The 24,744-nt window shown below is 62.3% G+C and carries 18 protein-coding genes; 8 read left to right on the forward strand and 10 right to left on the reverse strand.

All coding sequences use genetic code 11. The features are described from left to right. Positions 1-226 precede the first annotated feature (226 nt). From ptsP to EJD88_RS15245, 4 genes are read left to right on the forward strand one after another with little or no spacing between them, the layout of a single operon-like run. Positions 227-3,085, forward strand: a complete 2,859-nt coding sequence (ptsP, locus tag EJD88_RS15230; protein ID WP_158878389.1) for a phosphoenolpyruvate--protein phosphotransferase — start codon at positions 227-229, stop codon at positions 3,083-3,085. Further along, complete coding sequence (gene pfkB, locus EJD88_RS15235; protein ID WP_158878390.1) at positions 3,086-4,006, forward strand: 1-phosphofructokinase; 921 nt, start codon at positions 3,086-3,088, stop codon at positions 4,004-4,006. Between the two features lie 11 nt (positions 4,007-4,017). Continuing rightward, positions 4,018-5,733, forward strand: coding sequence for a PTS fructose-like transporter subunit IIB (locus EJD88_RS15240; RefSeq protein ID WP_158878391.1), 1,716 nt, complete (start codon positions 4,018-4,020; stop codon positions 5,731-5,733). 44 nt (positions 5,734-5,777) lie between these two features. Next, on the forward strand, positions 5,778-7,319 hold the full coding sequence (locus EJD88_RS15245) for an alkaline phosphatase (RefSeq protein WP_158878392.1): 1,542 nt from the start codon (positions 5,778-5,780) through the stop codon (positions 7,317-7,319). Between the two features lie 350 nt (positions 7,320-7,669). On the opposite strand, the gene EJD88_RS15250 is transcribed toward EJD88_RS15245, so the two are convergent. After that, positions 7,670-10,195 carry a sulfite reductase flavoprotein subunit alpha gene (locus EJD88_RS15250; RefSeq protein ID WP_158878393.1) on the reverse strand — a complete coding sequence of 842 codons (2,526 nt, stop codon included), beginning with the start codon at positions 10,193-10,195 and terminating at the stop codon, positions 7,670-7,672. A gap of 135 nt (positions 10,196-10,330) precedes the next feature. Beyond that, positions 10,331-12,637 (reverse strand): TonB-dependent siderophore receptor, encoded by a 2,307-nt coding sequence (locus tag EJD88_RS15255; protein ID WP_112193433.1) that lies wholly within the window; start codon positions 12,635-12,637, stop codon positions 10,331-10,333. Between the two features lie 205 nt (positions 12,638-12,842). On the opposite strand from EJD88_RS15255, the gene EJD88_RS15260 reads away from it, so the two are divergent. Continuing rightward, complete coding sequence (locus EJD88_RS15260; protein ID WP_112193435.1) at positions 12,843-13,523, forward strand: Fe2+-dependent dioxygenase; 681 nt, start codon at positions 12,843-12,845, stop codon at positions 13,521-13,523. Position 13,524: 1 nt separating this feature from the next. Next, positions 13,525-14,280: a tetratricopeptide repeat protein gene (locus EJD88_RS15265; protein ID WP_099587067.1), complete on the forward strand. Its 756-nt coding sequence runs from the start codon at positions 13,525-13,527 to the stop codon at positions 14,278-14,280. Between the two features lie 62 nt (positions 14,281-14,342). Here EJD88_RS15265 and EJD88_RS15270 read toward each other — a convergent pair whose 3' ends face one another. The 5 genes from EJD88_RS15270 to EJD88_RS15290 form a co-directional block, all read right to left on the reverse strand. Continuing rightward, positions 14,343-15,506 (reverse strand): type III PLP-dependent enzyme, encoded by a 1,164-nt coding sequence (locus EJD88_RS15270; RefSeq protein WP_032886216.1) that lies wholly within the window; start codon positions 15,504-15,506, stop codon positions 14,343-14,345. 460 nt (positions 15,507-15,966) lie between these two features. Next, positions 15,967-17,124, reverse strand: coding sequence for a betaine/proline/choline family ABC transporter ATP-binding protein (locus EJD88_RS15275; protein WP_099587069.1), 1,158 nt, complete (start codon positions 17,122-17,124; stop codon positions 15,967-15,969). Next, positions 17,121-17,774 carry an ABC transporter permease gene (locus EJD88_RS15280; protein ID WP_027604864.1) on the reverse strand — a complete coding sequence of 218 codons (654 nt, stop codon included), beginning with the start codon at positions 17,772-17,774 and terminating at the stop codon, positions 17,121-17,123. Before EJD88_RS15280 ends, EJD88_RS15275 begins: the two co-directional genes overlap by 4 nt. A 13-nt stretch (positions 17,775-17,787) precedes the next feature. Beyond that, positions 17,788-18,681 carry a glycine betaine ABC transporter substrate-binding protein gene (locus EJD88_RS15285; protein WP_158878394.1) on the reverse strand — a complete coding sequence of 298 codons (894 nt, stop codon included), beginning with the start codon at positions 18,679-18,681 and terminating at the stop codon, positions 17,788-17,790. Positions 18,682-18,701: 20 nt separating this feature from the next. Further along, complete coding sequence (locus EJD88_RS15290; RefSeq protein ID WP_027604862.1) at positions 18,702-19,418, reverse strand: ABC transporter permease; 717 nt, start codon at positions 19,416-19,418, stop codon at positions 18,702-18,704. Positions 19,419-19,749: 331 nt separating this feature from the next. On the opposite strand from EJD88_RS15290, the gene EJD88_RS15295 reads away from it, so the two are divergent. Then, entirely contained in the window at positions 19,750-21,333 is a 1,584-nt protein-coding gene (locus tag EJD88_RS15295) for a peptide chain release factor 3 (protein ID WP_053131660.1), read from the forward strand. Positions 21,334-21,466: 133 nt separating this feature from the next. Continuing rightward, a complete protein-coding gene (locus EJD88_RS15300) occupies positions 21,467-21,712 on the forward strand; it encodes a hypothetical protein (RefSeq protein WP_099587072.1) in 246 nt (81 codons plus the stop codon). 161 nt (positions 21,713-21,873) lie between these two features. Here EJD88_RS15300 and EJD88_RS15305 read toward each other — a convergent pair whose 3' ends face one another. The 3 genes from EJD88_RS15305 to EJD88_RS15315 are packed head-to-tail and all read right to left on the reverse strand — an operon-like array spanning position 21,874 to position 24,735. Further along, on the reverse strand, positions 21,874-22,845 hold the full coding sequence (locus EJD88_RS15305) for a peptide ABC transporter ATP-binding protein (RefSeq protein WP_158878395.1): 972 nt from the start codon (positions 22,843-22,845) through the stop codon (positions 21,874-21,876). After that, positions 22,845-23,813 carry an ABC transporter ATP-binding protein gene (locus tag EJD88_RS15310; protein ID WP_099587073.1) on the reverse strand — a complete coding sequence of 323 codons (969 nt, stop codon included), beginning with the start codon at positions 23,811-23,813 and terminating at the stop codon, positions 22,845-22,847. The genes EJD88_RS15305 and EJD88_RS15310 overlap by 1 nt, the downstream gene beginning before the upstream one ends. A gap of 10 nt (positions 23,814-23,823) precedes the next feature. After that, the gene (locus tag EJD88_RS15315; protein WP_003188486.1) at positions 23,824-24,735 is read right to left on the reverse strand and encodes an ABC transporter permease subunit; all 912 of its coding nucleotides are present in this window, start codon (positions 24,733-24,735) and stop codon (positions 23,824-23,826) included. Positions 24,736-24,744: the final 9 nt, after the last annotated feature.

Here is a 24,744-nt window from a genome sequence, read left to right on the forward strand (position 1 = left end):
GACCCATGTCCTGGCTCAAGTGCCGAGTGGTCCTTCAAGGATGCACAATTAACGCGTAATCTGCCTTAAATTCTAGATTAAACGTTTCAGCCAGCGTATTTTTACGACGTTCGCTACTGAGTGGCTACTGCCAATTGACCGCTCAGTCAGTAAATTCTGAACACATTTACACTGAATTATTCAAAACAATACCTAGTGCACCCCTTGCACTAACTAGGAGAACGGCATGCTTGAGCTCACCGTAGAGCAGATATCCATGGGCCAAGTGGCTGTGGATAAGTCTGCTGCCTTGCACCTGCTCGCTGACAAACTGGTGGTCGATGGCCTGGTCGCCGAAGGGTATCTCAGCGGCTTGCAAGCCCGTGAAGCCCAAGGCTCGACTTTTCTCGGCCAGGGTATTGCCATCCCCCACGGCACTCCCGAAACCCGCGACCAGGTATTTTCCACCGGCGTGCGCCTGTTGCAGTTCCCCGAAGGGGTGGACTGGGGCGACGGTCAGATCGTGTACCTGGCCATCGGCATTGCCGCCAAATCCGATGAACACCTGCGCCTGCTGCAACTGCTCACCCGCGCCCTCGGTGAAACCGACCTGGGCCAGGCACTGCGCCGTGCCGGCAGCGCCGAAGCGTTGCTCAAACTGCTGCAAGGCGCGCCGCAGGAGCTGGCGCTGGATGCGCAGATGATCAGCCTGGGCGTGTCCGCCGATGACTTTGAAGAGCTGGTCTGGCGAGGCGCACGCCTGCTGCGCCAGGCCGATTGTGTGAGCAATGGTTTCGCCGCTGTATTGCAGCAGGTCGACGCGCTCCCGCTGGGCGATGGCCTGTGGTGGTTGCACAGCGAACAGACGGTCAAGCGTCCCGGCCTGGCGTTTGTCACGCCGGATAAACCCATGCGCTACCTCGGCCAGCCGCTTAACGGCCTGTTCTGCCTGGCCAGCCTGGGCGAAGCCCATCAGGCGTTGCTTGAGCGCCTGTGCGCCTTATTGATCGAAGGCCGCGGCCAGGAATTGGGCCGTGCCACCAGTAGCCGTGCGGTACTCGAAGTGCTGGGCGGTGAACTGCCGCCGGATTGGCCGAGCGCACGCATTACCCTGGCCAACGCCCACGGGCTGCATGCGCGACCGGCGAAGATCCTCGCGCAACTGGCAAAAAGTTTTGAAGGTGACATCCGTGTACGCATCGTCGACGGTCCTGTGGGCGCGGTGTCGGTCAAGAGCCTGAGCAAGTTGCTGAGCCTGGGCGCCCGTCGCGGTCAAGTGCTGGAATTTGTCGCCGAGCCGAGCATTGCCGGTGATGCGCTGCCCGCGCTGTTGGCGGCGGTGCAAGAGGGCCTGGGAGAAGAGGTCGAGCCGCTGCCGACCGCGAGCGCCCAGCCTGCCATCGTTGAGGCCGAGCCCGCGCTCAGCGCACCGCTGGCCGGCAGCCAGGTCCAGGCCATCGCCGCCGCGCCGGGCATTGCCATTGGCCCTGCGCACGTGCAGATCCAGCAAGTCTTCGATTACCCGTTGCGCGGCGAATCCTCGGCCATTGAGCGCCAGCGCCTGCAAGAGGCACTCGGTGAAGTACGCCGCGATATCCAGGGCCTGATCGAGCGCAGCCAAGCCAAGGCGATTCGCGAGATTTTCATCACCCACCAGGAAATGCTCGACGACCCGGAACTGACCGACGAAGTCGACACCCGCCTCAAACAAGGCGAAAGCGCCGAAGCCGCGTGGATGAGCGTGATCGAAGCCGCCGCCAGGCAGCAGGAGTCTTTGCAGGATGCTCTGCTCGCCGAGCGCGCCGCCGACCTGCGAGACATTGGTCGGCGGGTGCTGGCCCAACTGTGCGGCGTCGAAACCGCCCAGGAGCCAAACGAGCCCTACATTCTGGTGATGGATGAAGTCGGCCCGTCCGATGTTGCCCGCCTGGACCCGGCCCGCGTCGCCGGCATCCTCACCGCCCGTGGTGGCGCCACGGCCCACAGCGCTATCGTCGCCCGTGCCCTGGGCATCCCCGCGTTGGTCGGTGCCGGTCCGGCCGTGTTGCTGCTGGCCTCCGGCACGCCATTGTTGCTCGATGGCCAGCGCGGTCGCCTGCATGTGGACGCCGACGCCGCCACCTTGCAACGCGCCACCGTCGAGCGCGACACCCGCGAACAGCGCCTGCAAGCCGCTTCGGCCCAGCGCCATGAACCGGCGGTCACCCGTGACGGCCACGCCGTGGAAGTGTTTGCCAACATCGGCGAGAGCGCGGGTGTCGCCAAAGCGGTCGAGCAGGGCGCCGAAGGCATTGGCCTGCTGCGTACCGAGCTGATTTTCATGGCCCACCCGCAAGCGCCGGACGAAGCCACCCAGGAAGCCGAATACCGCCGCGTCCTCGACGGCCTCGACGGGCGCCCGCTGGTGGTGCGCACCCTCGACGTGGGCGGCGACAAACCGTTGCCTTACTGGCCGATTGCCGAGGAAGAAAACCCTTTCCTCGGTGTGCGCGGCATTCGCCTCACCCTGCAACGCCCGCAGATCATGGAAGCGCAATTGCGCGCCCTGTTGCGCTCGGCGGATAACCGCCCGCTGCGCATCATGTTTCCCATGGTCGGCAGCGTCGATGAATGGCGCGCAGCCCGCGACATGACCGAGCGCCTGCGCCTGGAGATCCCGGTGGCGGACTTGCAACTGGGCATCATGATCGAAGTGCCGTCGGCGGCACTGCTCGCGCCGGTGCTGGCCAAGGAGGTGGACTTCTTCAGTGTCGGCACCAACGACCTGACCCAGTACACCCTGGCCATCGACCGTGGCCACCCGACCCTGTCGGCCCAGGCCGATGGCCTGCACCCGGCGGTGTTGCAACTGATCGACATCACCGTGCGCGCCGCCCATGCCCATGGCAAATGGGTCGGCGTGTGCGGCGAGCTGGCTGCGGACCCGTTGGCCGTGCCGGTGCTGATCGGCCTGGGCGTTGATGAGCTGAGCGTGTCGGCCCGCAGCATTCCCGAAGTGAAGGCGCGGGTGCGTGAATTCAGTCTGAGCGAGGCCCAGGGCCTGGCGCAAAAGGCACTGGCGGTGGGGTCTCCCGCCGAAGTGCGTGCCCTAGTGGAGGCCGTGTAAATGGCAAGGATTCTAAGCCTGACGCTCAACCCGGCGTTGGACCTTACGGTGCGCCTGGCGCGCCTGGAACCGGGTGAAGTCAACCGCAGCGACGCCATGCTCACCCATGCCGCCGGCAAGGGCGTGAATGTGGCGCAGGTGTTGGCGGATCTTGGGCATCAGGTGACCGTTGGCGGATTTCTGGGGGAGGGCAATCCTCAGGCATTTGAGGCGCTGATCATGCGCCGTGGTTTTGCCGACGCGTTTATCCGCGTGCCTGGCGAGACCCGCAGCAATATCAAGATTGCCGAGCAGGACGGCCGGGTCACCGACATCAATGCGCCGGGGCCGTGGGTCAGTGAACAGGCGCAACAGGCGCTCCTCGATCAACTCACGCAGATCGCCCCCGGGCATGACGCGGTGGTGGTCGCTGGCAGCTTGCCCCGTGGCGTCAGCCCGCAGTGGTTGCAGGATTTGTTGGTGCAACTGAAGAAGCTCGGTTTGAAAGTCGCCCTGGACACCAGCGGCGAAGCGTTGCGTGCCGGATTACAGGCGGGCCCGTGGTTGGTCAAACCCAACACCGAAGAGCTGGCCGACGCCCTGGCGAATGCCACGGATGCCGTCAGCCAACTGCATCAACAGGGTGTGGAACATGTGGTGGTCTCCGACGGCGCCGCAGGCGTGAGCTGGTACAGCTCGGGCGTGACCCTGCATGCGACGCCGCCCAAGGTCACCGTGGCCAGCACCGTCGGCGCCGGCGATTCGCTGCTGGCCGGCATGCTCCACGGTCTGCTCAGCGGCGAAGCGCCCGAGCAGACCTTGCGCCGCGCCACCGCGATTGCCGCGATGGCGGTGACGCAGATCGGTTTTGGCATCAGCGATGACGCGCAGTTGGCGCACCTCGAAAGCGGCGTTGTTGTGCGCCCGCTGACAGAACAATAAGAGGGTTTGTGATGAAGTTAGCCATTGTTACTGCCTGCCCGAACGGCATGGTCACCAGTGTGCTGTGCGCCCGCCTGCTGGACGCCGCCGCGCAACGCCAAGGTTGGAGCACCAGCGTCGAAGTCGTCGACGTGCAGCATCCGGAACGCGCACTGTCCCAAGCGACAATCGACGCCGCCGAATGGGTGTTGCTGGTCAGCAGCACCCCGGTGGATATGCAACGCTTTGTCGGCAAGCGCGTGTTCCAGAGCACCCCGGCCCAAGCGCTGGCGGATGTCGAAGCAGTGTTGCGCCGTGGCGCTGAAGAGGCCGAGGTGCAGGTCGCCAGCCAAGCGCCAGCGGTGTCGAAACAGGCCCCGCGTATCGTCGCGGTGACCGCGTGCCCCACGGGCGTGGCCCATACCTTCATGGCCGCCGAAGCCTTGCAGCAGACGGCCAAGCGCCTGGGGTATGACTTGCAGGTCGAGACTCAAGGTTCAGTTGGCGCACGTACGCCATTGAGCCCGGAGGCCATCGCCAACGCCGACGTGGTGTTGCTCGCGGCAGACATTGAAGTCGCCACCGAGCGCTTCGCCGGCAAGAAGATCTACCGTTGCGGCACCGGCATTGCCCTCAAGCAATCCGAAGCGACCCTCAACAAGGCCTTGGCCGAAGGCGCCGTTGAAGGCACAGGCACCGCGACGGTGGCCAAGAAAGAAAAAACCGGCGTGTACAAACACTTGCTCACCGGCGTGTCGTTCATGTTACCGATGGTGGTGGCGGGCGGGTTGTTGATTGCTTTGTCGTTTGCCTTCGGCATTCACGCGTTCGAACAGGAAGGCACCTTGGCGGCCGCGCTGAAAACCGTCGGCAACAGCGCCTTTATGTTGATGGTGCCGCTGCTGGCAGGTTACATCGCGTACTCGATTGCCGACCGCCCAGGCATTGCGCCGGGCATGATCGGCGGCCTGTTGGCCGGCACCTTGGGGGCGGGTTTTATCGGCGGCATCCTGGCCGGTTTCCTGGCGGGCTACTGCGTCAAACTGATCACCCGCGCCGTGCAATTGCCGCAAAGCATGGAGGCGCTCAAGCCAATCCTGATCATCCCGTTGCTGGCCAGCCTGATTACCGGCCTGGCGATGATCTACCTGGTCGGCCCGCCTGTCGCGCGCATGCTGACCAGCCTGACCGACTTCCTCAGCACCATGGGCACCACCAACGCGGTGCTGCTCGGCATCCTGCTGGGCGGCATGATGTGTGTGGATCTGGGCGGGCCTATCAACAAGGCGGCCTATGCGTTTTCGGTGGGTTTGCTGGCCGCGTCCAGCGGCGCGCCGATGGCTGCGACCATGGCCGCGGGCATGGTGCCGCCGATTGGCATGGGCATCGCAACGTTCCTGGCGCGGCGCAAATTTGCCCAGACCGAGCGCGAAGCCGGCAAGGCGGCGATGATCCTCGGCCTGTGCTTTATCTCTGAAGGCGCGATCCCGTTCGCGGCCAAAGACCCACTGCGGGTGATCCCGGCCGCTATCGCCGGTGGCGCGTTGACGGGCGCCCTGTCCATGTACTTCGGCTGCAAACTCGCCGCGCCCCATGGCGGGCTGTTCGTGCTGGTGATTCCGGGTGCGATCAACCACGCGCTGTTGTACCTGTTGGCCATCGTCGCCGGTAGCCTGTTGACCGGTCTGGTATATGCCGTGATCAAGCGTCCCGAAACCGTGGAGCTGGCTGTCGCACCGGTGTCATAAGCGCGTGCTTAAGTGGCCCTTTTGATACTCAAGAGGGCACCTGCATGAGCCATTTCGATCTGGGCCGTCGCCGTGTGATGCAAGTCGTCGGCGCCGGCCTTTTGCTGCCGGGCCTGGCGCCGGCGGTGATTGCTTCGGTCAAGGACCGGCCGCAACTCACCGACGGCGTGCAGTCCGGCGACCTGCTCGGCGATCGCGCCATGATCTGGAGCCGCAGCGACCGCCCGGCGCGGATGGTGGTGGAGTGGGACACCCGCAGCGTGTTCAGCAACCCACGCCGATTCGTCTCGCCTTTGGCCGACAACCGTAGCGACTTCACCGCCCGCGTCGAACTCACCGGGCTGCCCGCCGACCAGGCGGTTTTCTACCGTGTGCACTTCGAAGACGCCCAGACCGGCATCGCCAGTGAGCCGTGGTTCGGCCACCTGCGCAGCGTGCCGCAGCAGCGTCGTGACATTCGCTTTGTGTGGAGCGGCGACACCGTCGGCCAAGGCTTCGGCATCAACCCGGACATCGGCGGCATGCGCATCTACGAGGCCATGCGCCTGCGCCTGCCGGACTTTTTTATCCACAGCGGCGACACCATCTACGCCGACGGCCCGGTGCCGGCGCAACTGGCGACTGAAGGCGGGCGCATCTGGCGCAATATCACCACCGAAGCCAAGAGCAAAGTCGCCGAAACCCTCGATGAGTATCGCGGCAATTACCGCTACAACCTGCTGGACGAAAACGTGCGCCGCTTCAATGCCGAAGTGCCGCAGATCTGGCAGTGGGACGACCATGAGGTGGTGAACAACTGGTCGCCCAGCAAGCAGCTCGACGAGCGTTACCAGACCAAGGACATCAACACGCTGGTGGGTCGTGCGCGCCAGGCCTGGCTCGAATATTCACCGATGCGCCGCCAAAGCGCAGACGGCGGCGGGCGGATTTATCGCAAGCTCAGCTACGGCCCGCTGCTGGATGTGTTTGTGCTGGATATGCGCAGCTATCGCGGCGGCAACGATGACAATCTGGGCGGCGCCAAGCCCTTCCTCGGTCGTGAGCAACTGGACTGGCTCAAGCGCGAACTCAAGGCCTCGAAGGCGCAATGGAAAGTGATCGCCGCCGACATGCCGATTGGCCTGGGTGTGCCTGACGGTGAAGTCAGCCCCGGCGTGCCGCGCTGGGAAGCGATCGCCAATGGCGACCCCGGCTCGGCGCAAGGGCGCGAGCTGGAAATCGCCGAACTGTTGGCATTCCTGCGTGCGCAGAAGGTGCGTAACCACGTATGGCTGACGGCGGATGTGCACTACTGCGCAGCGCATCACTACCACCCGGATCGGGCGGCGTTCCAGGATTTTGAGCCGTTCTGGGAGTTCGTTGCCGGGCCGCTGAATGCGGGGAGTTTCGGGCCTAATCCGCTGGATAAAACCTTTGGGCCAGAGGTGGTCTTCGAGAAGGCGCCGCCGGCGCAGAACACCTCGCCGTTTGCCGGGTTTCAGTTTTTTGGCGAGGTGAATATCGATGGGCAGACGACAGAGTTGACGGTGATATTGCGCGACCTGGATGGCGTCTCGGTGTTCGAGCAAAAACTACAACCGGTCTAATCATTTGGCATGCGGTCCAAATGTGTGGGGGGGCTTGCCCCCGATAGCGGTGGGGGCAGTCACAGATGTGTTAGCTGACACCCCCTCATCGGGGCATAGGTATTGAATGTATGGCAACTGGGCTGTTGTGGTGAGCGGGCTTGTCCGCGCTGGGCTGCGAAGCAGCCCCAATAAGGTCACCGCAGAGTGCCAGAATCAATCGAGGTGGACGTTTTGGGGCCGCTTCGCAGCCCAGCGCGCAAGCCCGCTCACCACAAAAGCCCGCTCACCACAGAGTTATGTATAAGCCTTTGAGAGTTGTGTTGAGACCCATGCTCATCGGGGGCAAGCCCTCTCTCACATAGGTCGCCTCAGTAGACATCCCGGCGATAGCGGCCTTGTTCGATCAAGCGATCCACCGCCTCGCTGCCCAGCACGTCGTGCAGCACCTGATCCACCCCCGCCGCCATCCCCTGCAAGCTCCCGCACACATAAATCGCCGCGCCGTCTGCGAGCCATTTACGCAGCACATCGGCCGATTCACGCAGGCGGTCCTGCACGTAGATCTTCTCTTCCTGATCCCGCGAAAATGCCAGGTCCAGCAAGGCCAGATCACCGCTGGCCAGCCAGCCTTGCAGCTCGTCCTGGCACAGGTAGTCGTGGGCGATATTGCGTTCGCCGAACAACAGCCAATTGCGCTGCTGGCCATCGGCAATCCGCGCTTTGAGCAAGCTGCGCAGGCCCGCGAGGCCGGTGCCGTTGCCCAGCAGGATCAATGGCACAGGCGCTTGCGGCAGGTGGAAGGCGCTGTTGCGACGCAGCCGCAGGCTGATGCCTGCGCCCAAGGCCGCGTGTTCGGTGAGCCAACCCGAGCCCAGGCCCAGGCTGCCATCGGGGTGGCGTTCCTGGCGCACGATCAACTCCAGCACGCCGTCGCTGGCAACCGAGGCGATGGAGTATTCGCGCATGGCCAAGGGCGCCAGTGCGTCCACCAATGCCTGGGCATGCATGCCCACCAGATGGGCGCGGTTTTCCGGCAGTTGGCGAGTCGCCAGGGCTTGGTTGAGGGGCGTGGCCAAACCGTCGATCAACACGCCGTCGGTGCCGGTCAGGCCCAGGCCGCTCAGGAAGTGCTCGATGGCCCATGGGCAATTGCGGGGCAACACTTCCGCCAAGTCGCCGGCTTGCCAGGTGTGTGGCGAAGCCGGGGTGAGGCCGAGCAGGTAAACGTTCGAGCCCGCGCTGTTGCGGTTGAGCAGGTGGCGCTGGCTGAGCGTCCAGGTTTCGTACTGGGCGGCAGGCCATGCCGCGGCCGGTGCCTGACCGGTCAACTGCCCAAGCTGTTGTTGCCAATGCAGCAGCGCGGCCGTGTCGCCGCTGTCCACTTCCACCGGAGCAAACAGTGGGTTGCCGCCCTGGTTGGTCAGCCAGAAATGCAGGCGCCGGGCAAAGCCGCAGAAGTGTTCGTATTGACGATCACCCAGGGCCAGCACCGAGTAATTCAGGCCTTTGAGGGACAGGTCCTGGCCGAGCACTGCGCGTTCAAAGCCACGGGCGCTGTCGGGGGCTTCGCCGTCGCCGAAAGTGCTGACCACAAACAGCGCATTTTCTGACTGGAGCAAATCGTCCTGGCTGACGCTACCCAAGGACTGCACCTTCACCGGCAGGCCGGCCGCCTGCAATTGCCCGGCGGTCTGCCAAGCCAGTTGCTCGGCAAAACCGCTCTGGCTGGCAAAGCCGATCAGCCAGGCCGGGGCATTGCTGTGGTTGGCGCCGAGGCTTTTACGGGCGTCGCGCACCTGGCGTTTTTTGCGGCGACGGTCCAGGTACAGCAACCAGCCAGTGATGAAGAACAGCGGCATCAGCAATGAGCTGACGGTGAGGATGATCCGCCCGGCGAGGCCGAAGTAACTGCCGGTGTGCAGCGCGTAGAGGCTGGTCAGTAGCTGCGCCTTGAAGCTTTTGCTCGCGTATTGATCATGGGATTTGACCTCGCCGGTGGCCGGGTCCAGGTTGATCTGGTTCAGGGCGCGGTCATGGGGTGAGTCTTTCAACAGGTAGTAGACGGTCGCCGGTTGCCCGGCGACGGCCGGCATGCGGATGTTGTAGGCGCTCAATCCCGGGCCTGCGTTGCTGTAGATGCTGCTCCAGATTGCGTCATAGTTGGCCACCAGCGCCGGGCCTGCCGGCGGCGGGCCGCGCTTGCGCATGCGTTCATTTTGCGGCGCGTCGGACAGCAGTTTGGTCAAGCCCTGGCTGTACCAGTCGTATGACCAGGACAGCCCGGTCAGCGCCGCCAACAGGTAAGCCAGCAGGCACCAGGTGCCAAACACCGAGTGCAGGTCCCAGTTGAAACTGCGGCCCTTTTTGCGCCAGTCCAGGGTCAGCCACACACGCCAACTTGCCACCTGGCGCGGCCAGCGCAGGTACAAACCGGAGAGGCAGAAAAACACCAGGATCAGCGTGCACGCGCCGGTGATGTTGCGCCCGGTTTCGCCCATGGCGAGGAAGCGGTGCAGTTGCAGGATAAAGCCGAAAAAGTCCTGGCCGACCACATCGCCCATGTAATCGCCGGTGTAGGGATCGAAGTAGCGCAGTTGGCCGCGTCGCTCACCCGGCGGCGGGGTGAAGAACACGCGTGCGGCATTGCCGCTTTCGCTTTCCACGAACAGCATGGCGACGGTCTTGCCTTCGGTGGCTTCGAGCTTGCGCACCAGTTCGGCGGGCGGCAGCACACCGGCTTCGCGTTTTTCAACGCTCAGTACGTTGGGGTTGAGTGCCCGCAGTAGTTCATCCTGAAACGAGACCGCAGCCCCGGTGATCCCCATCAAGGCCAGCACCAGCCCGGCAGTGATGCCGAAGAACCAGTGCAACTGGAACAGGGTTTTCTTCAACACGTCTGACCGCCTCGTCTATCTGGGTATGTAGGGCACGGCGCGCATTATGCCGTGGCTTTTCGAGAAACATTCTGTTTTACACGCAAAAGCCCCACGCATCCGATGCGTGGGGCTTTGTGCTACGTGAAGCGGTGTCTAGAAGTGGAAGCTGGTGGACACCAGCGCCGTGCGCCCAGCCGCCTGGTTGGCGAAGTGCGTTGAGAACGCTTTGTCGTAGTAGGTCTTGTCCGTGAGGTTTTGCACGTTCAATTGCAGGTCGATGTTTTTGGTCAGCTTGTAGCTGGCCATGGCGTCGTAGCGGGTATAGGACGGCACGTAGACCGTGTTACCCACATCGCCGTAGACGTCATCGACGTAGAACGCGCCGCCGCCGATGGTCAGCTTGGGTGTGATGGCGTAGGTGGTCCACAGGCTGAAGCTGTTCTTCGGCGTGTTGGGCATCTGGTTGCCTTCGTTGGAACCGGCGCTGATGACACCGTTGCGCCCGTTACGGCCCGCTTTGACCAGCTCGCTGTCCAGGTAGCTGTAGCCCGCGAACACTTGCCACTGATCAGTGATTTTGCCGCTGGCGGACAACTCGATACCGTCTACCTGGGATTCACCGGCGTTCTGGTAGGTGAGGGCGTCCACCAGGATGCGCGTGTTTTTCTTCTCGGTACGGAACACTGCAGCGGTCAGCGAGAGGCGGTCGTGGAACAGATCCCACTTGGTGCCCAGTTCGTAGTTGACGGTTTCTTCCGGTTGCAGATCGCTGCTGGCCGCGCCAGCGGACAGCGGGTTGCCATCGGAGCCTTCGCCGACCAGGCCGCCGGCGGGGGTTGCCGAGGTGGCGTACGAGGCATAGACGCTGGCGTTTTCCACCGGCTTCCAGACCAGGCCGGCCTGCCAGTTGAAGAACTGACTGTCTTCCTTGATCTTGCTCCGCGCCTTCACGGTCGCGCTAGGGACGGCGTTGGTGTTGGCTTCGGTGTCAAAAGTGTCGTAGCGCAGGCCGACGTTCAGCAGCCATTTCGGGTCCAGTTCGATGGTGTCGAACACATAGGCGGCGCGGCTGGTGGCCTTGGTGTTGGTGCCGTTGTAGTTGCGCGCGATGCTGCCGTTCCAGGCGTCATCCGGGTTCGGGTTGCTCAGCGAGGTGCACTGGCCGCCTTGGCTGCCGCCGGCCACGGTGCAGCCGCCGGTGGGGTTGGCGTTCGGGCTGATGGTGTAGCTGCTCACGCGGGTTTCTTCACCCGTGAATTCCAGGCCGGTGGAGTAGCTGTGCTTGAAGCCCAGTGCCTGGAAACTGCCAAACAGATCGGTCTGGTTGGTGGTCGTCGTCGTTGTGGAGACGCGGCTGTTGGCGCGACGCCATACGGTGCCGAAACGGTTGACGTTGAGCTTGCTGTCGTCCGGCTGGGTCAGGATGTAGTCCTGTCCGGTGCTGCCATGACGCAGGGTGTTTTTCAGCGTCATGCTGTCGTTCAGGTCGTGCTCGATGGAGACGGTGCTGATATCGGCGCGGGTCTTGCGGAAATCCCGATCTTTAAGGCCGTAGAAGTTGTTGCTGTCGCCGCCGTCATTGGGTTTGTCGTGCCCGTGGGTGGTGGCGGTCGACGAGCTGTAGCCGTAGGGAATGCCCGAGTCCGGCAGGTCGTTGCTTTCCATGTGGTAGTAGCTGAGGTTGACGCGGGTCGGGGTGCCCAGGCCAAAGGTCAGCGATGGCGCCACGCCCCAACGGTCGTAATTGACGGCGTCACGGCCGGCCACGTTTTGCTCGTGGGTCATGAGGTTCAGGCGGAACGCGGCGCTGTCGTCGAGGAACTGGCGGTTCACGTCGAGCACGTAGCGACGGGTCTGGTCGGAACCGTAGGTGAAGCCGCCGTTGGTGAAGTCTCGGGCTTGCGGCGTCTTGCTCACCAGGTTGAGGCTGCCACCGGCCGAACCGCGACCGCCGAACGAGGAGTTCGGGCCTTTGCTGACTTCGATGGACTCGATGTCGAAAATCTCACGACTCTGGCCGCCAGTGTCGCGCACGCCGTCCAGGTAAGTGTCGCCCTGGGCGTCGAAACCCCGGATGAACGGTCGGTCGCCCTGGGGGTTGCCGCCTTCGCCGGCGCCGAAGGTAATCCCCGGTACGGTGCGCAGGGCATCCTGCAACGAGGTAGCGGCGGTGTCTTTGAGCACTTGTTGCGGCACGACGGTGACCGAGCGCGGCGTGTCCACCAGCGGCGCGGTGTATTTCTGCGAAGAGGCTTTTTCGACTTGGTAGGACGTGGCGTCCTGTTCTTCCCCGGTGATGCTGGTGGCACCCAGGGAGATGCTGTCGCGCTGGCCTTTCTGTTCGGTGTCTTCGGCCGCTTGCGCCAGATGGGCGACGGAGCTGGCACCGAGGGCCACGCCGATGGCCGAGGCCAGCAAACGCGGTGAACTGGCAGATGTTTTTATAATGGTGCGCGACATGACGTGTCCTTTCCCCAAGGATGTGAGGCCGCGGAATATAGGGTGAACAAGACTTCATATCAATTGCGATACATTGCTAATTGCACTGAATTTACATTCTTTACACTTTTTGCTTACGGTTTTTACGAACTCGTCCGTCACGGCGTTTTACAGGTCGGATAAGAATCAATACCATTAGCGCCTCCTTGCCTACAGGTATTGCCTCATGTTGCTGCACATTCCCGGCCTGTTCTCTCGCGAGGAAGTGCAGCGCATCCGCCAAGCCCTGGAAGACGCCGATTGGGCCGACGGCAAACTCACCGCCGGGCATCAATCCGCCAAAGCCAAACACAATCTGCAATTGCCCGAAGGCCACCCGTTGGCCAAGGAAATCGGTGCGGCGATGCTCGAACGCTTGTGGCAGAACCCGCTGTTTATGTCAGCGGCGTTACCCCACAAGGTGTTCCCGCCGTTGCTCAACTGCTATACCGCAGGCGGCAGTTTCGACTTCCATATCGACAACGCCGTGCGCCAGCCCAAAGGCAGCCACGAACGGGTGCGTACGGACCTGTCGTCCACCCTGTTCTTCAGCGATCCGGATGAGTACGACGGCGGCGAACTGGAGATCCAGGACACCTTTGGCGTGCAGCGGGTCAAGTTGCCCGCCGGCGACATGGTGCTGTACCCCGGCTCCAGCCTGCACAAAGTCAACGCCGTGACTCGTGGCGCGCGTTATGCCTCGTTCTTCTGGACCCAAAGCCTAGTGCGTGAAGACAGCCAGCGCACCTTGCTGTTCGAGATGGACGGCGCGATCCGGCAACTGACCGCGGATGTACCCGACCACCCCGCGTTGATCCAGCTCACCGGCACTTACCACAACCTGTTGCGTCGCTGGGTCGAGGTCTGAGATGGGCTTTTTGTTACGCCGCCAGGAAGTGCTCAATGTCGAACAATTGCAGAACATGCTCGACGACGCGCCGGTGCGCGCCGCCCAAGCGATCCTGATCGCGGCCAAGGAGGGCGTGGTGGATGCCCAGGCCCTGCTCGGGCAAATCCTGCTGGAAGGGCGCGGCATTGCCCGCGATGAAGCGCTGGCGTTGCGCTGGTTCCGCATCGCGGCGCAGGGCGGTCATCTGATGGCGCGCAATATGGCCGGGCGTTGCCTGGAGCATGGCTGGGGCTGCCCGGCGGATGCGGCCGCGGCGGCGCAGCAATACCGTCTGGCCGCCGAGGCGGGGCTGGATTGGGGGCAATACAACTACGCAAACCTGCTGGCGACCGGTCGCGGTGTTGCTGAGGATCAGCCGCAAGCATTGTCCTTCTATCGTCGGGCGGCGGAGCAGGGCCACGCCAAGTCGATGAACCTGCTGGGGCGCTACCTGGAAGACGGTCAGTATTGCCCGAGGGACCCGCAGGCCGCTGTGGACTGGTATCGCCGCTCAGCCGAAGGCGGGGATTTCCGTGGGCAGTTCAGTTATGCGGCGGTGCTGGCGGATAGAGGCCAGGTCGAGACGGCGCTGGAGTGGCTGCACAAAGCGCTTGCCGGCGGCAATCTGAAGTTTTTGCGGGTGGCCCACAAGGCGCTGGCGGCGGCCAACGACCCGCCGATTCGCGCGATGGCCGAGGCCTACCGACAACGCGCCGCCAGCCTTCCGGAGGCATAAAAAAACCCATGACACGTCATGGGTTTTTCTTGCGGTTTGCAGCTTAAAACTTGCGGCTGCTGTTAAACATAAAACGACTTCAACGGCGGGAAGCCATTGAACTCAACCGCGCTGTAGCTGGTGGTGTAGGCGCCGGTCGACAGCCAGTACAAACGGTCACCGATGGCCAGGTTCAGCGGCAGGCCGTACTTGTAGTTTTCGTACATGATGTCGGCGCTGTCGCAGGTTGGGCCGGCGATGACCACTTCTTCCATCTCGCCTTTCTTTTCGGTCCAGATCGGGAACTTGATGGCTTCGTCCATGGTTTCGATCAGGCCGGAGAATTTGCCCACATCCGTGTACACCCAACGCTCGACGGCGGTACGGGATTTACGTGCGACCAACACCACTTCACTGACCAGGATACCGGCGTTGGCGATCAACGAACGGCCCGGCTCCAGGATGATTTCCGGCAGGTCGTCGCCGAAGTCTTCCTTGAGGAAACGGATGATTTCTTCAGCGTAGGTTTCCAGGCTGTTGGTGCGGGTGATGTAGTTGGCCGGGAAGCCGCCGCCCATGTTGATCAGCTTGAGGTGGATGTTGTCTTCTTCTTTCAGGCGTTCGAAGATCACTTTGACCTTGGCGATCGCCGCGTCCCACACGCTGATGTCGCGCTGCTGGGAACCCACGTGGAACGAGATGCCGTAAGGCACCAGGCCCAGGTCGCGCGCCAGGATCAGCAGGTCCATGGCCATGTCGGTCTGGCAGCCGAATTTGCGCGACAAGGGCCAGTCAGCCGTGGTCGAGCCTTCGGTGAGGATACGCACATACACTTTCGAACCCGGCGCAGCCTTGGCGATGTTGCGCAGGTCGGCTTCGGAGTCGGTGGAGAACAGACGCACGCCCTTCTCGTAGAAGTAGCGGATGTCCTTGGATTTCTTGATGGTGTTGCCGTAGCTGATACGGTCGGCGCTGACGCCACGGTCCATGACCTTGTCCAGCTCGTAGATCGACGCGATGTCGAAGCTTGAACCCTTGTCTTTCAACAGGTCGATGATCTCGACGGCTGGGTTGGCCTTGACGGCGTAATACACCTTGGCGAATTCGAAACCGGCGCGCAGGTCGTCGTAGGCCTGGCTGATCATCGCGGTGTCGATCACCACGAACGGGGTTTCTTGCTTGTCGGCGAACGCCTTCATTTTGTCAAAAGTGGCGCGCGCGAAATAATCTTCGACGTTGATCGACATGCTGGGGACTCCTAAGGGCAAACTGAAATTAGCAATGGGTGCAAATGAACGTCCTCCGTATCCCCACTTTGGTTCGCCTACTTCCCAAGGCATGTCGCCGAAAGCAAAAAGGCCATGGGAATAGACGCTTCCCTTGGCCTTGCTGTCTCGTCGTCAGTACTTGAGCCGGATGGATCGTTTCCAGCATGGACGTTCGGCGCGAACTTTAGGGCTTGATGGGCGTGGGATCAACTAAAAATGTCGCGTTTCTGCACGCGTTCGTCGCGCGATGGCGTGCAGCTACTTATGTAACCGACAGGTGTGACGGATTGATGTTCCCCGGATCGGGCAAATCGACGGTATTTACCTGACGCACCACGGAGCAAATGTGGGAGGGGGCTTGCCCCCGATAGCGGTGTGTCAGCCAATACTTCAGTGACTGACACACCGCCATCGGGGGCAAGCCCCCTCCCACATAAGATCAGGCCAGGGCGGTCTCGGCAGGCGACACGATGCTGGTCTTGCCGCCACGGGACTTGCCGGAGCTCAGGTATTCGGCAATCGACTCCTGCGTCACTTCCCCCAGGAACACCCGCTCCGCATCCATCACCGGCAGCCACGAGCGGTTGAATTCGTACATGCGCGACAACAGGATGCGCAAATGCTCGTCATACGCCGCCGTGGCGTTGAACTCGCGCAGGTATTGGCCGCAGGTACCGGTCTGACGGTGCAGGTCGCGACGTCGTACATAACCCAGTGCCTTGTTCTCGGCACAGGTGACCACCACATAGCGACGGTCGGTTTCGTCCATCAGTTCCAGGGCATCGGCCACCGGGGTTTCCGGGCTCACCGACGGGGCGTTGTCTGCCGCGTCTTCGGCCTTCACCAGCAGCAGGCGCTTGAGGGTGCTGTCCTGGCCCACGAAGTTGCTGACGAACTCGTCAGCCGGGTGCGCCAAAAGCGTGTCTGGATGGTCGATCTGCAGCAGCTTGCCGGCGCGGAAGATCGCGATTTTGTCACCCAGCTTGATGGCTTCGTCGATGTCGTGGCTGACCATGATCACGGTCTTGTTCAGCGCGCGCTGCATCTCGAAGAACTCGTTCTGGATCATCTCGCGGTTGATCGGGTCGACCGCGCCGAACGGCTCATCCATCAGCAGCAACGGCGCATCGGCCGCCAGTGCGCGGATCACGCCGATCCGCTGCTGCTGGCCACCGGACAACTCACGGGGGTAGCGATGCAGGTACTGCTTGGGTTCCAGCTTGATCATGCTCATCAACTCGCGGGCGCGGTCGTGGCATTTCTGTTTGTCCCAGCCCAGCAGCTTGGGCACGACCACGATGTTTTCCTCGATGGTCATGTTGGGGAACAGGCCGATCTGCTGGATCACGTAGCCGATGTTGCGACGCAGGGTCACTTCATCCAGGTCGGTGGTGTCTTCGCCGTTGATCAGGATCTTGCCCGAGGAAGGCTTGATCAGGCGGTTAATCATCTTCAGCGTGGTGCTTTTGCCGCAGCCCGACGGGCCGAGGAACACGCAAATCTCGCCTTCATTGACGGTCAGGCTGACATCGTTGACGGCAGTAATGGTCTTGCCGTTGCTTTGAAAGGTCTTGGACAGGTTTTGAAGTTCGATCATTTGAGCAATCCTTTTGGAGTCAGCGAGCGTTGCAGCCATTGCAGAAGCAGGTCGGCGAAGATGGCCAGGAGACTGACCAGCACGGCGCCAACAATCAGCATCGACATGTCGCTGCGGCTGATGGAAGCCAGAATAAGTACACCCAGGCCACCGGCACCGATGGTGGCGGCGATGGTCATCACACCAATGTTCATCACCACGGCGGTGCGCACACCGGCGAGGATCACCGGCACCGCAATCGGCAGTTCGACCATGCGCAGGCGCTGGCCGAAAGTCATGCCGATGCCTTTGGCGGCCTCGCGAATGCCCGGTTCAACGCCGGTCAGGGCGAGGTAGGTGTTACGCATGATCGGCAACAGGGAGTAGAGGAACACGGCGGTGATCGCCGGCATTGGCCCCAGGCCCTGGCCGAATTTGGAGTAGAACGGCAGCAGCAGGCCGAACAGGGCGATGGACGGCACGGTCAGCAGCACCGTGGCGCTGGCTTGCAGCGGGCCGGCCAAGGTCGGAAAGCGCGTCATCAGCACGCCGAGGGGCACGCCCACGACAATCGCCAGGATCACGGCAATGCCAACCAGGGTGATGTGCTGCCAGGTCAGGTGCAGGACTTGTGCCCAATCAAGATGGGAAAAGGCGTTCAGGAATTCCATGTCTTCTCCTTCTTTAGTTGATCGGATGTTGGCGCAGGAAATCGGCGGCAACAGCGGACGGGCTTTCATGGTCGACGTCGACCCGCGCATTCAGCTGGCGCATGGTTTCGTCGTCGAACAGCGTGGCCAGTGGCTTGAGTTCGGCAGCCAGTTGCGGATGCTTGTCGAGGTATTCCTGACGCACCACGGGTGCTGCGGTGTAGTCCGGGAAGTAGTGCATGTCATCCGCCAGCAGCTTGAGCTTGAAGGCGTTGAGGCGACCGTCGGTGGTGTAGACCAGGCCGGCAAACACCTGGCCATTGCGCAAGGCGGTGTAGACCAGGCCCGCGTCCATCTGCCGAGTGTTTTTGCGCGTGAGGTTCATGTCGTACAGCTTGACCATGCCGGCCAGGCCATCGGAGCGGTTGGCGAACTCGGTGTCCAGGGCGACCAGGCGATGCTCTTTGGTCTCCTGGGCCATGGCTTTGGTGAGGTCGCTGATGCTGTTGATCTCGGGATGTTCCTCGGCGACCTTCTCCGGCAATGCCAGGGCGTAGGTGTTGCTGAAGCGCGACGGCGAGAGCCAGACCAGGCCTTTTTTCGCGTCGAGTTCTTTCACCCGAGCGTAGGACTGTTCGCTGTCGAGCTTCTCGTCCACATGGTTGTAAGCCACCAGGGACACGCCGGTGTACTCCCAGATCAGATCCAGTTGCCCGCTTTCCTGGGCACTGCGCGCCAGGTTGCTGCCCAGGCCGCCGGTCACCTGGGTGTCGTAGCCCTTGGCGCGCAGGTACTGGGACGTGATTTCGGCGAGCAGGGTCTGCTCGGTGAACACTCGGGCGCCGATGCGGATCACCGGTTTCTCGGCGGCTTGCGCAAAACCTGCGAACAGCAGGACGCAACTCAATATCAATGTCAGTTTTTTCATGTGAATTCCTTTGCCAGGCCTTAAGACGGACGCAACCCGCGTTCCAGCCAGAGGCGGCTGGCCATGGTCACCAGACCGTCGAGCAGCAATGCCAGCAACGCGGTGCACGCGGCGCCGAGCAGCAATTGCGGCTGATTGTTCAGGGCGATGCCGGGGAAGATCAGGCTGCCCAGGCTGTTGGCGCCGATCAGGAACGCCAGCGGTGCAGTACCCACGTTGATCGCCAGGGCCACGCGCACACCGCCGATGATGATTGGCACGGCGTTGGGCAATTCCACACGAAACAGCACCTGGCGCGGCGTCATGCCGATGCCGGTGGCGGCTTCCTTGAGTGAGCCTTGAACGTTTTTGAGGCCCTCGTAGGTGTTGCGCACGATGGGCAGGAGGGAGGCGAGGAACAGCGCGAAGATGGCCGGGCCGCTGCCGATGCCGAGGACGCCGAGGGCGATGGCCAGTACGGCCAGGGGCGGGACGGTGTTGCCGATGTTGAAGATCTGCATGAAGCGTTCTGCACGCCCGACCATGTTTGGTCGGCTGAGCAGGATACCGGCAGGGATGCCCACAACGAGGGCCGCCAGCATGGAGACTAGAACGAGGATCAGGTGTGCTTGCAGGTAAAACAACAAATCGTCGCGGTACAGTTCGATCGTGTTGATGCCGATCCAGTGGACCAGCAGGGCCAGGAGCGCGACGACAACCACGCCTCCTATCAGCCCTTTGCCATAGCGAATAGCCACAGGCGGACTCCTTTTTTCTTTTGTCGGCGAACACATTTCCGAGCGGCAATGCCATTCCTGGCTGTCGGCAAATGTGGTCGCGAAAAGCAGCTCGCCAATACCGGCAACGCGGTATCAAATCGAGCCATGAGCGCAGCCTCGTCAGGCTAACTTGCTGATTTATCAGCCCCTGTTCCGAGTGCGGTAGCAGGGGAGTGGACGTCTCTACCTTTTAAAAGGTTCCATACTTGGCAGCATTTAGCCACCCCCAATCGGGTGAACGGTGGTCCGGCCCTCGGGGTTTGCGCTATACTCGCCGCCCTTTTTTGACTCACCTGCCAGGCGATTTCCCATGACCCACCAGGCCGCCGAAGTCGCGAAACGCCGCACTTTCGCCATTATTTCCCACCCCGATGCCGGTAAAACCACCATCACCGAGAAGCTCCTGCTGATGGGCAAGGCAATCGCGGTGGCCGGCACGGTGAAATCCCGCAAATCCGACCGCCATGCCACATCCGACTGGATGGAGATGGAGAAGCAACGGGGTATTTCCATTACCACGTCGGTCATGCAGTTCCCGTATCGCGACCATATGGTCAACCTGCTCGACACCCCGGGCCACGAAGACTTCTCCGAAGACACCTATCGCACCCTGACGGCGGTGGACTCGGCCTTGATGGTCCTCGACGGCGGTAAAGGCGTCGAGCCACGGACCATCGCGCTGATGGACGTGTGCCGCCTGCGTGACACGCCGATCGTGAGCTTCATCAACAAACTCGACCGCGACATCCGCGACCCCATCGAGTTGCTGGATGAAATCGAAGCGGTCCTGAAGATCAAGGCCGCGCCGATCACCTGGCCGATTGGTTGCTATCGGGACTTCAAGGGCGTGTACCACCTGGCCGACGACTACATCATTGTCTACACCGCCGGCCACGGTCACGAACGCACCGATGTGAAAATCATCGAGAAGCTCGACTCGGACGAAGCCCGCGCCCACTTGGGTGACGAGTACGACCGTTTTGTCGATCAGCTTGAACTGGTGCAGGGCGCCTGCCACGAGTTCAACCAGCAGGAATTCCTCGACGGCCAACTGACCCCGGTGTTCTTCGGGACCGCGCTGGGCAACTTCGGTGTCGACCACGTACTTGATGCTGTCGTGAACTGGGCGCCAAAGCCCCTGGCCCGTGTGGCCAACGAGCGTACGGTTGAGCCGGTCGAAGAGAAATTCACCGGTTTCGTGTTCAAGATCCAGGCGAACATGGACCCCAAGCACCGCGACCGTATCGCCTTCATGCGTATCTGCTCCGGCAAATACGAAAAAGGCATGAAGATGCGCCACGTGCGCACCGGCAAGGACGTGCGCATCGGCGACGCCCTGACGTTCTTTTCCTCCGAGCGTGAACAGCTCGAAGAAGCCTACGCCGGCGACATCATCGGCCTGCACAACCACGGCACCATCCAGATCGGCGACACCTTCACCGAAGGCGAAGCGCTGGGTTTCACCGGCATCCCGCACTTCGCCCCGGAACTGTTCCGCCGCGTACGCCTGCGCGACCCGCTGAAATCCAAGCAACTGCGCCAGGGCTTGCAGCAGTTGGCGGAAGAGGGCGCCACCCAGGTGTTCTTCCCCGAGCGCAGCAACGACATCATCCTCGGCGCCGTCGGTGTGCTGCAGTTCGATGTGGTGGCCAGCCGCCTGAAAGAGGAATACAAGGTCGAATGCTCGTATGAGCCGATCACCGTGTACTCCGCGCGTTGGATCGATTGCAGCGATAAGAAGAAGTTGGAAGAGTTCTCCAACAAGGCTGTGGAAAACCTGGCGGTCGACGGCGGCGGTCACCTGACCTACCTCGCGCCGACACGGGTGAACCTGGCGCTGATGGAAGAGCGTTGGCCGGATGTGAAATTCCGTGCGACGCGCGAACACCATTAATTCCTGAGCGTCGCAGAAAAAGTGTGGGAGGGGCTTGCCCCCTCCCACACTTTTTTTTGCATAAGACTGGGGAATTGGCGAGAACCCTGCATCGGGTCTAGCGTTTACGCACCGACTATAGAAGGAGACCACCGTGCGAAACGCTCAACGCGCCATCCCCCTGGTGTTGCTCGTAGCCTTGGGACTGACGGCTCTTCCGGTAATGGCGGGCTCAGGCTCCCCCCAATGGAAGGACACCGGCCCGGTCACCAAGAAAAAACAGAACGAGGTCAACTCCGGCAGTTGGCAGCCGCAACCGCAGCCCACGGACGAGCAAGATCCGGAAAACCCCCTCAACGAGGGCGAAGCCAGCGACACCTACGACGACGGTGACACCTGAGTCGCCAAAAAGAAAACCCCTCCTGCCAGGCTGATGCGCAACCTGGCGGGAAGGGCTGTAGAACGCGTTATCACTCCAATGTAATGCCCCAGTAGCAGCTGCCGAGCGCAAGCGAGGCTGCGTTGGCGCCCCCGCGGATCCGCGGATCCGCGGGGGGGTACTCAAGCGACGAACTGCTCCGCGTAGTGGCACGCCACCTGCCGGTTATCCAAGGCGCGCAACTGCGGCTCCTCAGTGCTGCAGCGTGCCGTCGCATACGGGCAGCGCTTGTGGAATGCGCAACCCGACGGCGGGTTCAGTGGATTGGGCAACTCGCCGACGATTTTGATCTTCGGCTTGTTCGGATCCGGATGAATGGTCGGGGTGGCCGACAGCAGCGCCTGGGTGTACGGGTGCAGCGGGCGCGCATAGATGTCTTCCTTCGGGCCCACTTCCACCGGGCGGCCGAGGTACATCACCATCACGTCATCGGCAACGTGCTGCACCACCGCCAGGTTGTGGGAAATGAACACGTAGGCCGTGTTGAATTCCTGCTGCAGATCCATGAACAGGTTCAGCACCTGCGCCTGGATCGACACGTCCAGCGCCGAGGTCGGTTCGTCCGCCACCAGCACTTTGGGTTGCAGCATCATGGCGCGGGCCAGGGCGATGCGCTGGCGCTGACCACCGGAGAACATGTGTGGGTAGCGCTGATAGTGCTCGGGGCGCAGGCCCACTTGCTTCATCATCGCCTGCACTTTCTCGCGGCGTTCGGCGGCGGACAGGTTGGTGTTGATCAACAGCGGCTCGCCGAGTTGATCGCCGACCTTCTGGCGCGGGTTCAACGAGGCGTACGGGCTCTGGAACACCATCTGCACGTCTTTGCGCAGTTGCTTGCGCTGGACCTTGTCGGCGCCGGCGACTTCCTGGCCGGCGATTTTCAGCGAGCCGGACGACGGCTCTTCAATCAGTGTCAGCGCTCGGGCCAGGGTGGATTTTCCGCAACCCGACTCGCCCACAACGGCGAGGGTCTTGCCGGCTTCCAGTTCGAACGACACACCATTGAGCGCGCGCACCAGAGCGTGGCCCTTGAACAGGCCACGGGACACTTCGTAGTGACGGGTGAGGTCGCGGGCGGTAAGAACGACGGCCATTACGCCACCTCCTGGTTCAAGGGGTAGAAGCAGCGCGCAAGGCTGTTGCTTTTCGGATCAAGGCCGGGACGCTGGGCGCGGCAGGATTCCTGCACATACGGGCAACGCGGCGATAGCAGGCAGCCCTGTGGGCGGTCATAGCGGCCGGGCACGATACCCGGCAGCGTGGCCAGGCGCGTGGCGCCGAGGCTGTGTTCCGGGATCGCCTTGAGCAATGCTTCGCTGTAAGGGTGCGCCGGAATATCGAACAGTTGCGGCACCTGGCCGACTTCCACCGCTTGGCCTGCGTACATCACGCACACGCGCTGGGCGGTTTCCGCCACGACGGCAAGGTCGTGGGTGATCAGCACCAGGCCCATGTTCTGTTCTTTTTGCAGGGCCAGCAGCAGCTCCATGATTTGCGCCTGGATGGTCACGTCCAGTGCAGTGGTCGGCTCATCCGCGATCAGCAGTTTCGGCTCGCCGGCAATGGCCATGGCGATTGCCACGCGCTGGCTCATGCCACCGGACAGTTGGTGCGGGTAGGCGTCCATGCGGCTGGCCGCACCTGGGATTTCTACTTTTTCGAGCAGTTCGATGGCGCGTTTACGCGCTTGCTTGCCGGACATTTTCAGGTGCAGGCGCAGCACTTCTTCGATCTGGAAACCCACGGTGTAGCTGGGGTTCAGTGCGGTCATCGGGTCCTGGAACACCATCGCCAGGTCTTTGCCGACAATCTTGCGGCGCTGGCGGTTGCTCAGCTTGAGCATGTCCTTGCCGTCGAAGTTCAGGGCGTCGGCGGTGACGATGCCGGGGTGCTCGATCAGCCCCATCAGCGCCATCATGGTCACGGATTTACCCGAGCCGGACTCGCCAACGATCGCCAGGACTTCGCCCTTGTCGACCGAAATGTCGAGGCCATCGACCACCGGCACGGCGGTCTTGTCGCCGAAGCGTACGTTGAGATTCTTGATTTCTAACAGTGACATGGGAATCTCCTCAGGCGGCGTTCTTGAGTTTCGGGTCCAGCGCATCGCGCAGGCCGTCACCCATCAAGTTGATTGCCAGCACGCTGAGCAAAATGGTCAAACCAGGCAAGCTCACTACCCACCAGGCGCGTTCGATGTAGTCACGGGCCGAAGCCAGCATGGTGCCCCACTCAGGGGTTGGCGGTTGAACGCCCAGACCGAGGAAGCCCAACGCGGCGGCATCGAGAATCGCCGAAGAGAAACTCAAGGTGGCCTGCACGATCAGCGGCGCCATGCAGTTGGGCAGCACGGTGATGAACATCAGGCGTGGCAGGCCGGCACCGGCGAGGCGGGCGGCAGTCACGTAGTCACGGTTGAGTTCGCCCATTACCGCCGCGCGGGTCAGACGCACATAGGACGGCAACGACACGATAGCGATGGCGATCACGGTGTTGATCAGGCCAGGGCCGAGGATTGCGACAATGGCAACGGCCAGCAGCAACGAGGGCAGGGCCAGCATGATGTCCATCAGGCGCATGATGGTTGGGCCAAGCAGGCGCGGGAAGAACCCGGCGAACAGACCCAGCAGGATGCCCGGGATCAGCGACATCACCACCGACGACAAACCGATCAGCAGCGACAGGCGCGAGCCCTGGATCAGGCGCGAGAGCAAGTCACGGCCGAGTTCGTCGGTGCCGAGCAGGAACTGCATCTGCCCGCCTTCCAGCCAGGCCGGCGGGGTGAGCAGGAAGTCGCGGTATTGCTCGCTCGGGTTATGCGGGGCCACCCACGGCGCGAAGATCGCGCAGAACACGATCAGCAACATGAACAGCAGGCCGGCAACCGCGCCTTTGTTCTTGGAGAAGGCTTGCCAGAATTCTTTGTACGGGGACGGGTACAGCAGGCTTTGATCGACTGCTGACACTTGAGTCGGTGTGGTCATGGTCATGAT

It is taken from the genome of Pseudomonas sp. PB105, assembly GCF_009764655.1.
Taxonomy (GTDB): Bacteria; Pseudomonadota; Gammaproteobacteria; order Pseudomonadales; family Pseudomonadaceae; genus Aquipseudomonas; species Aquipseudomonas cyclaminis.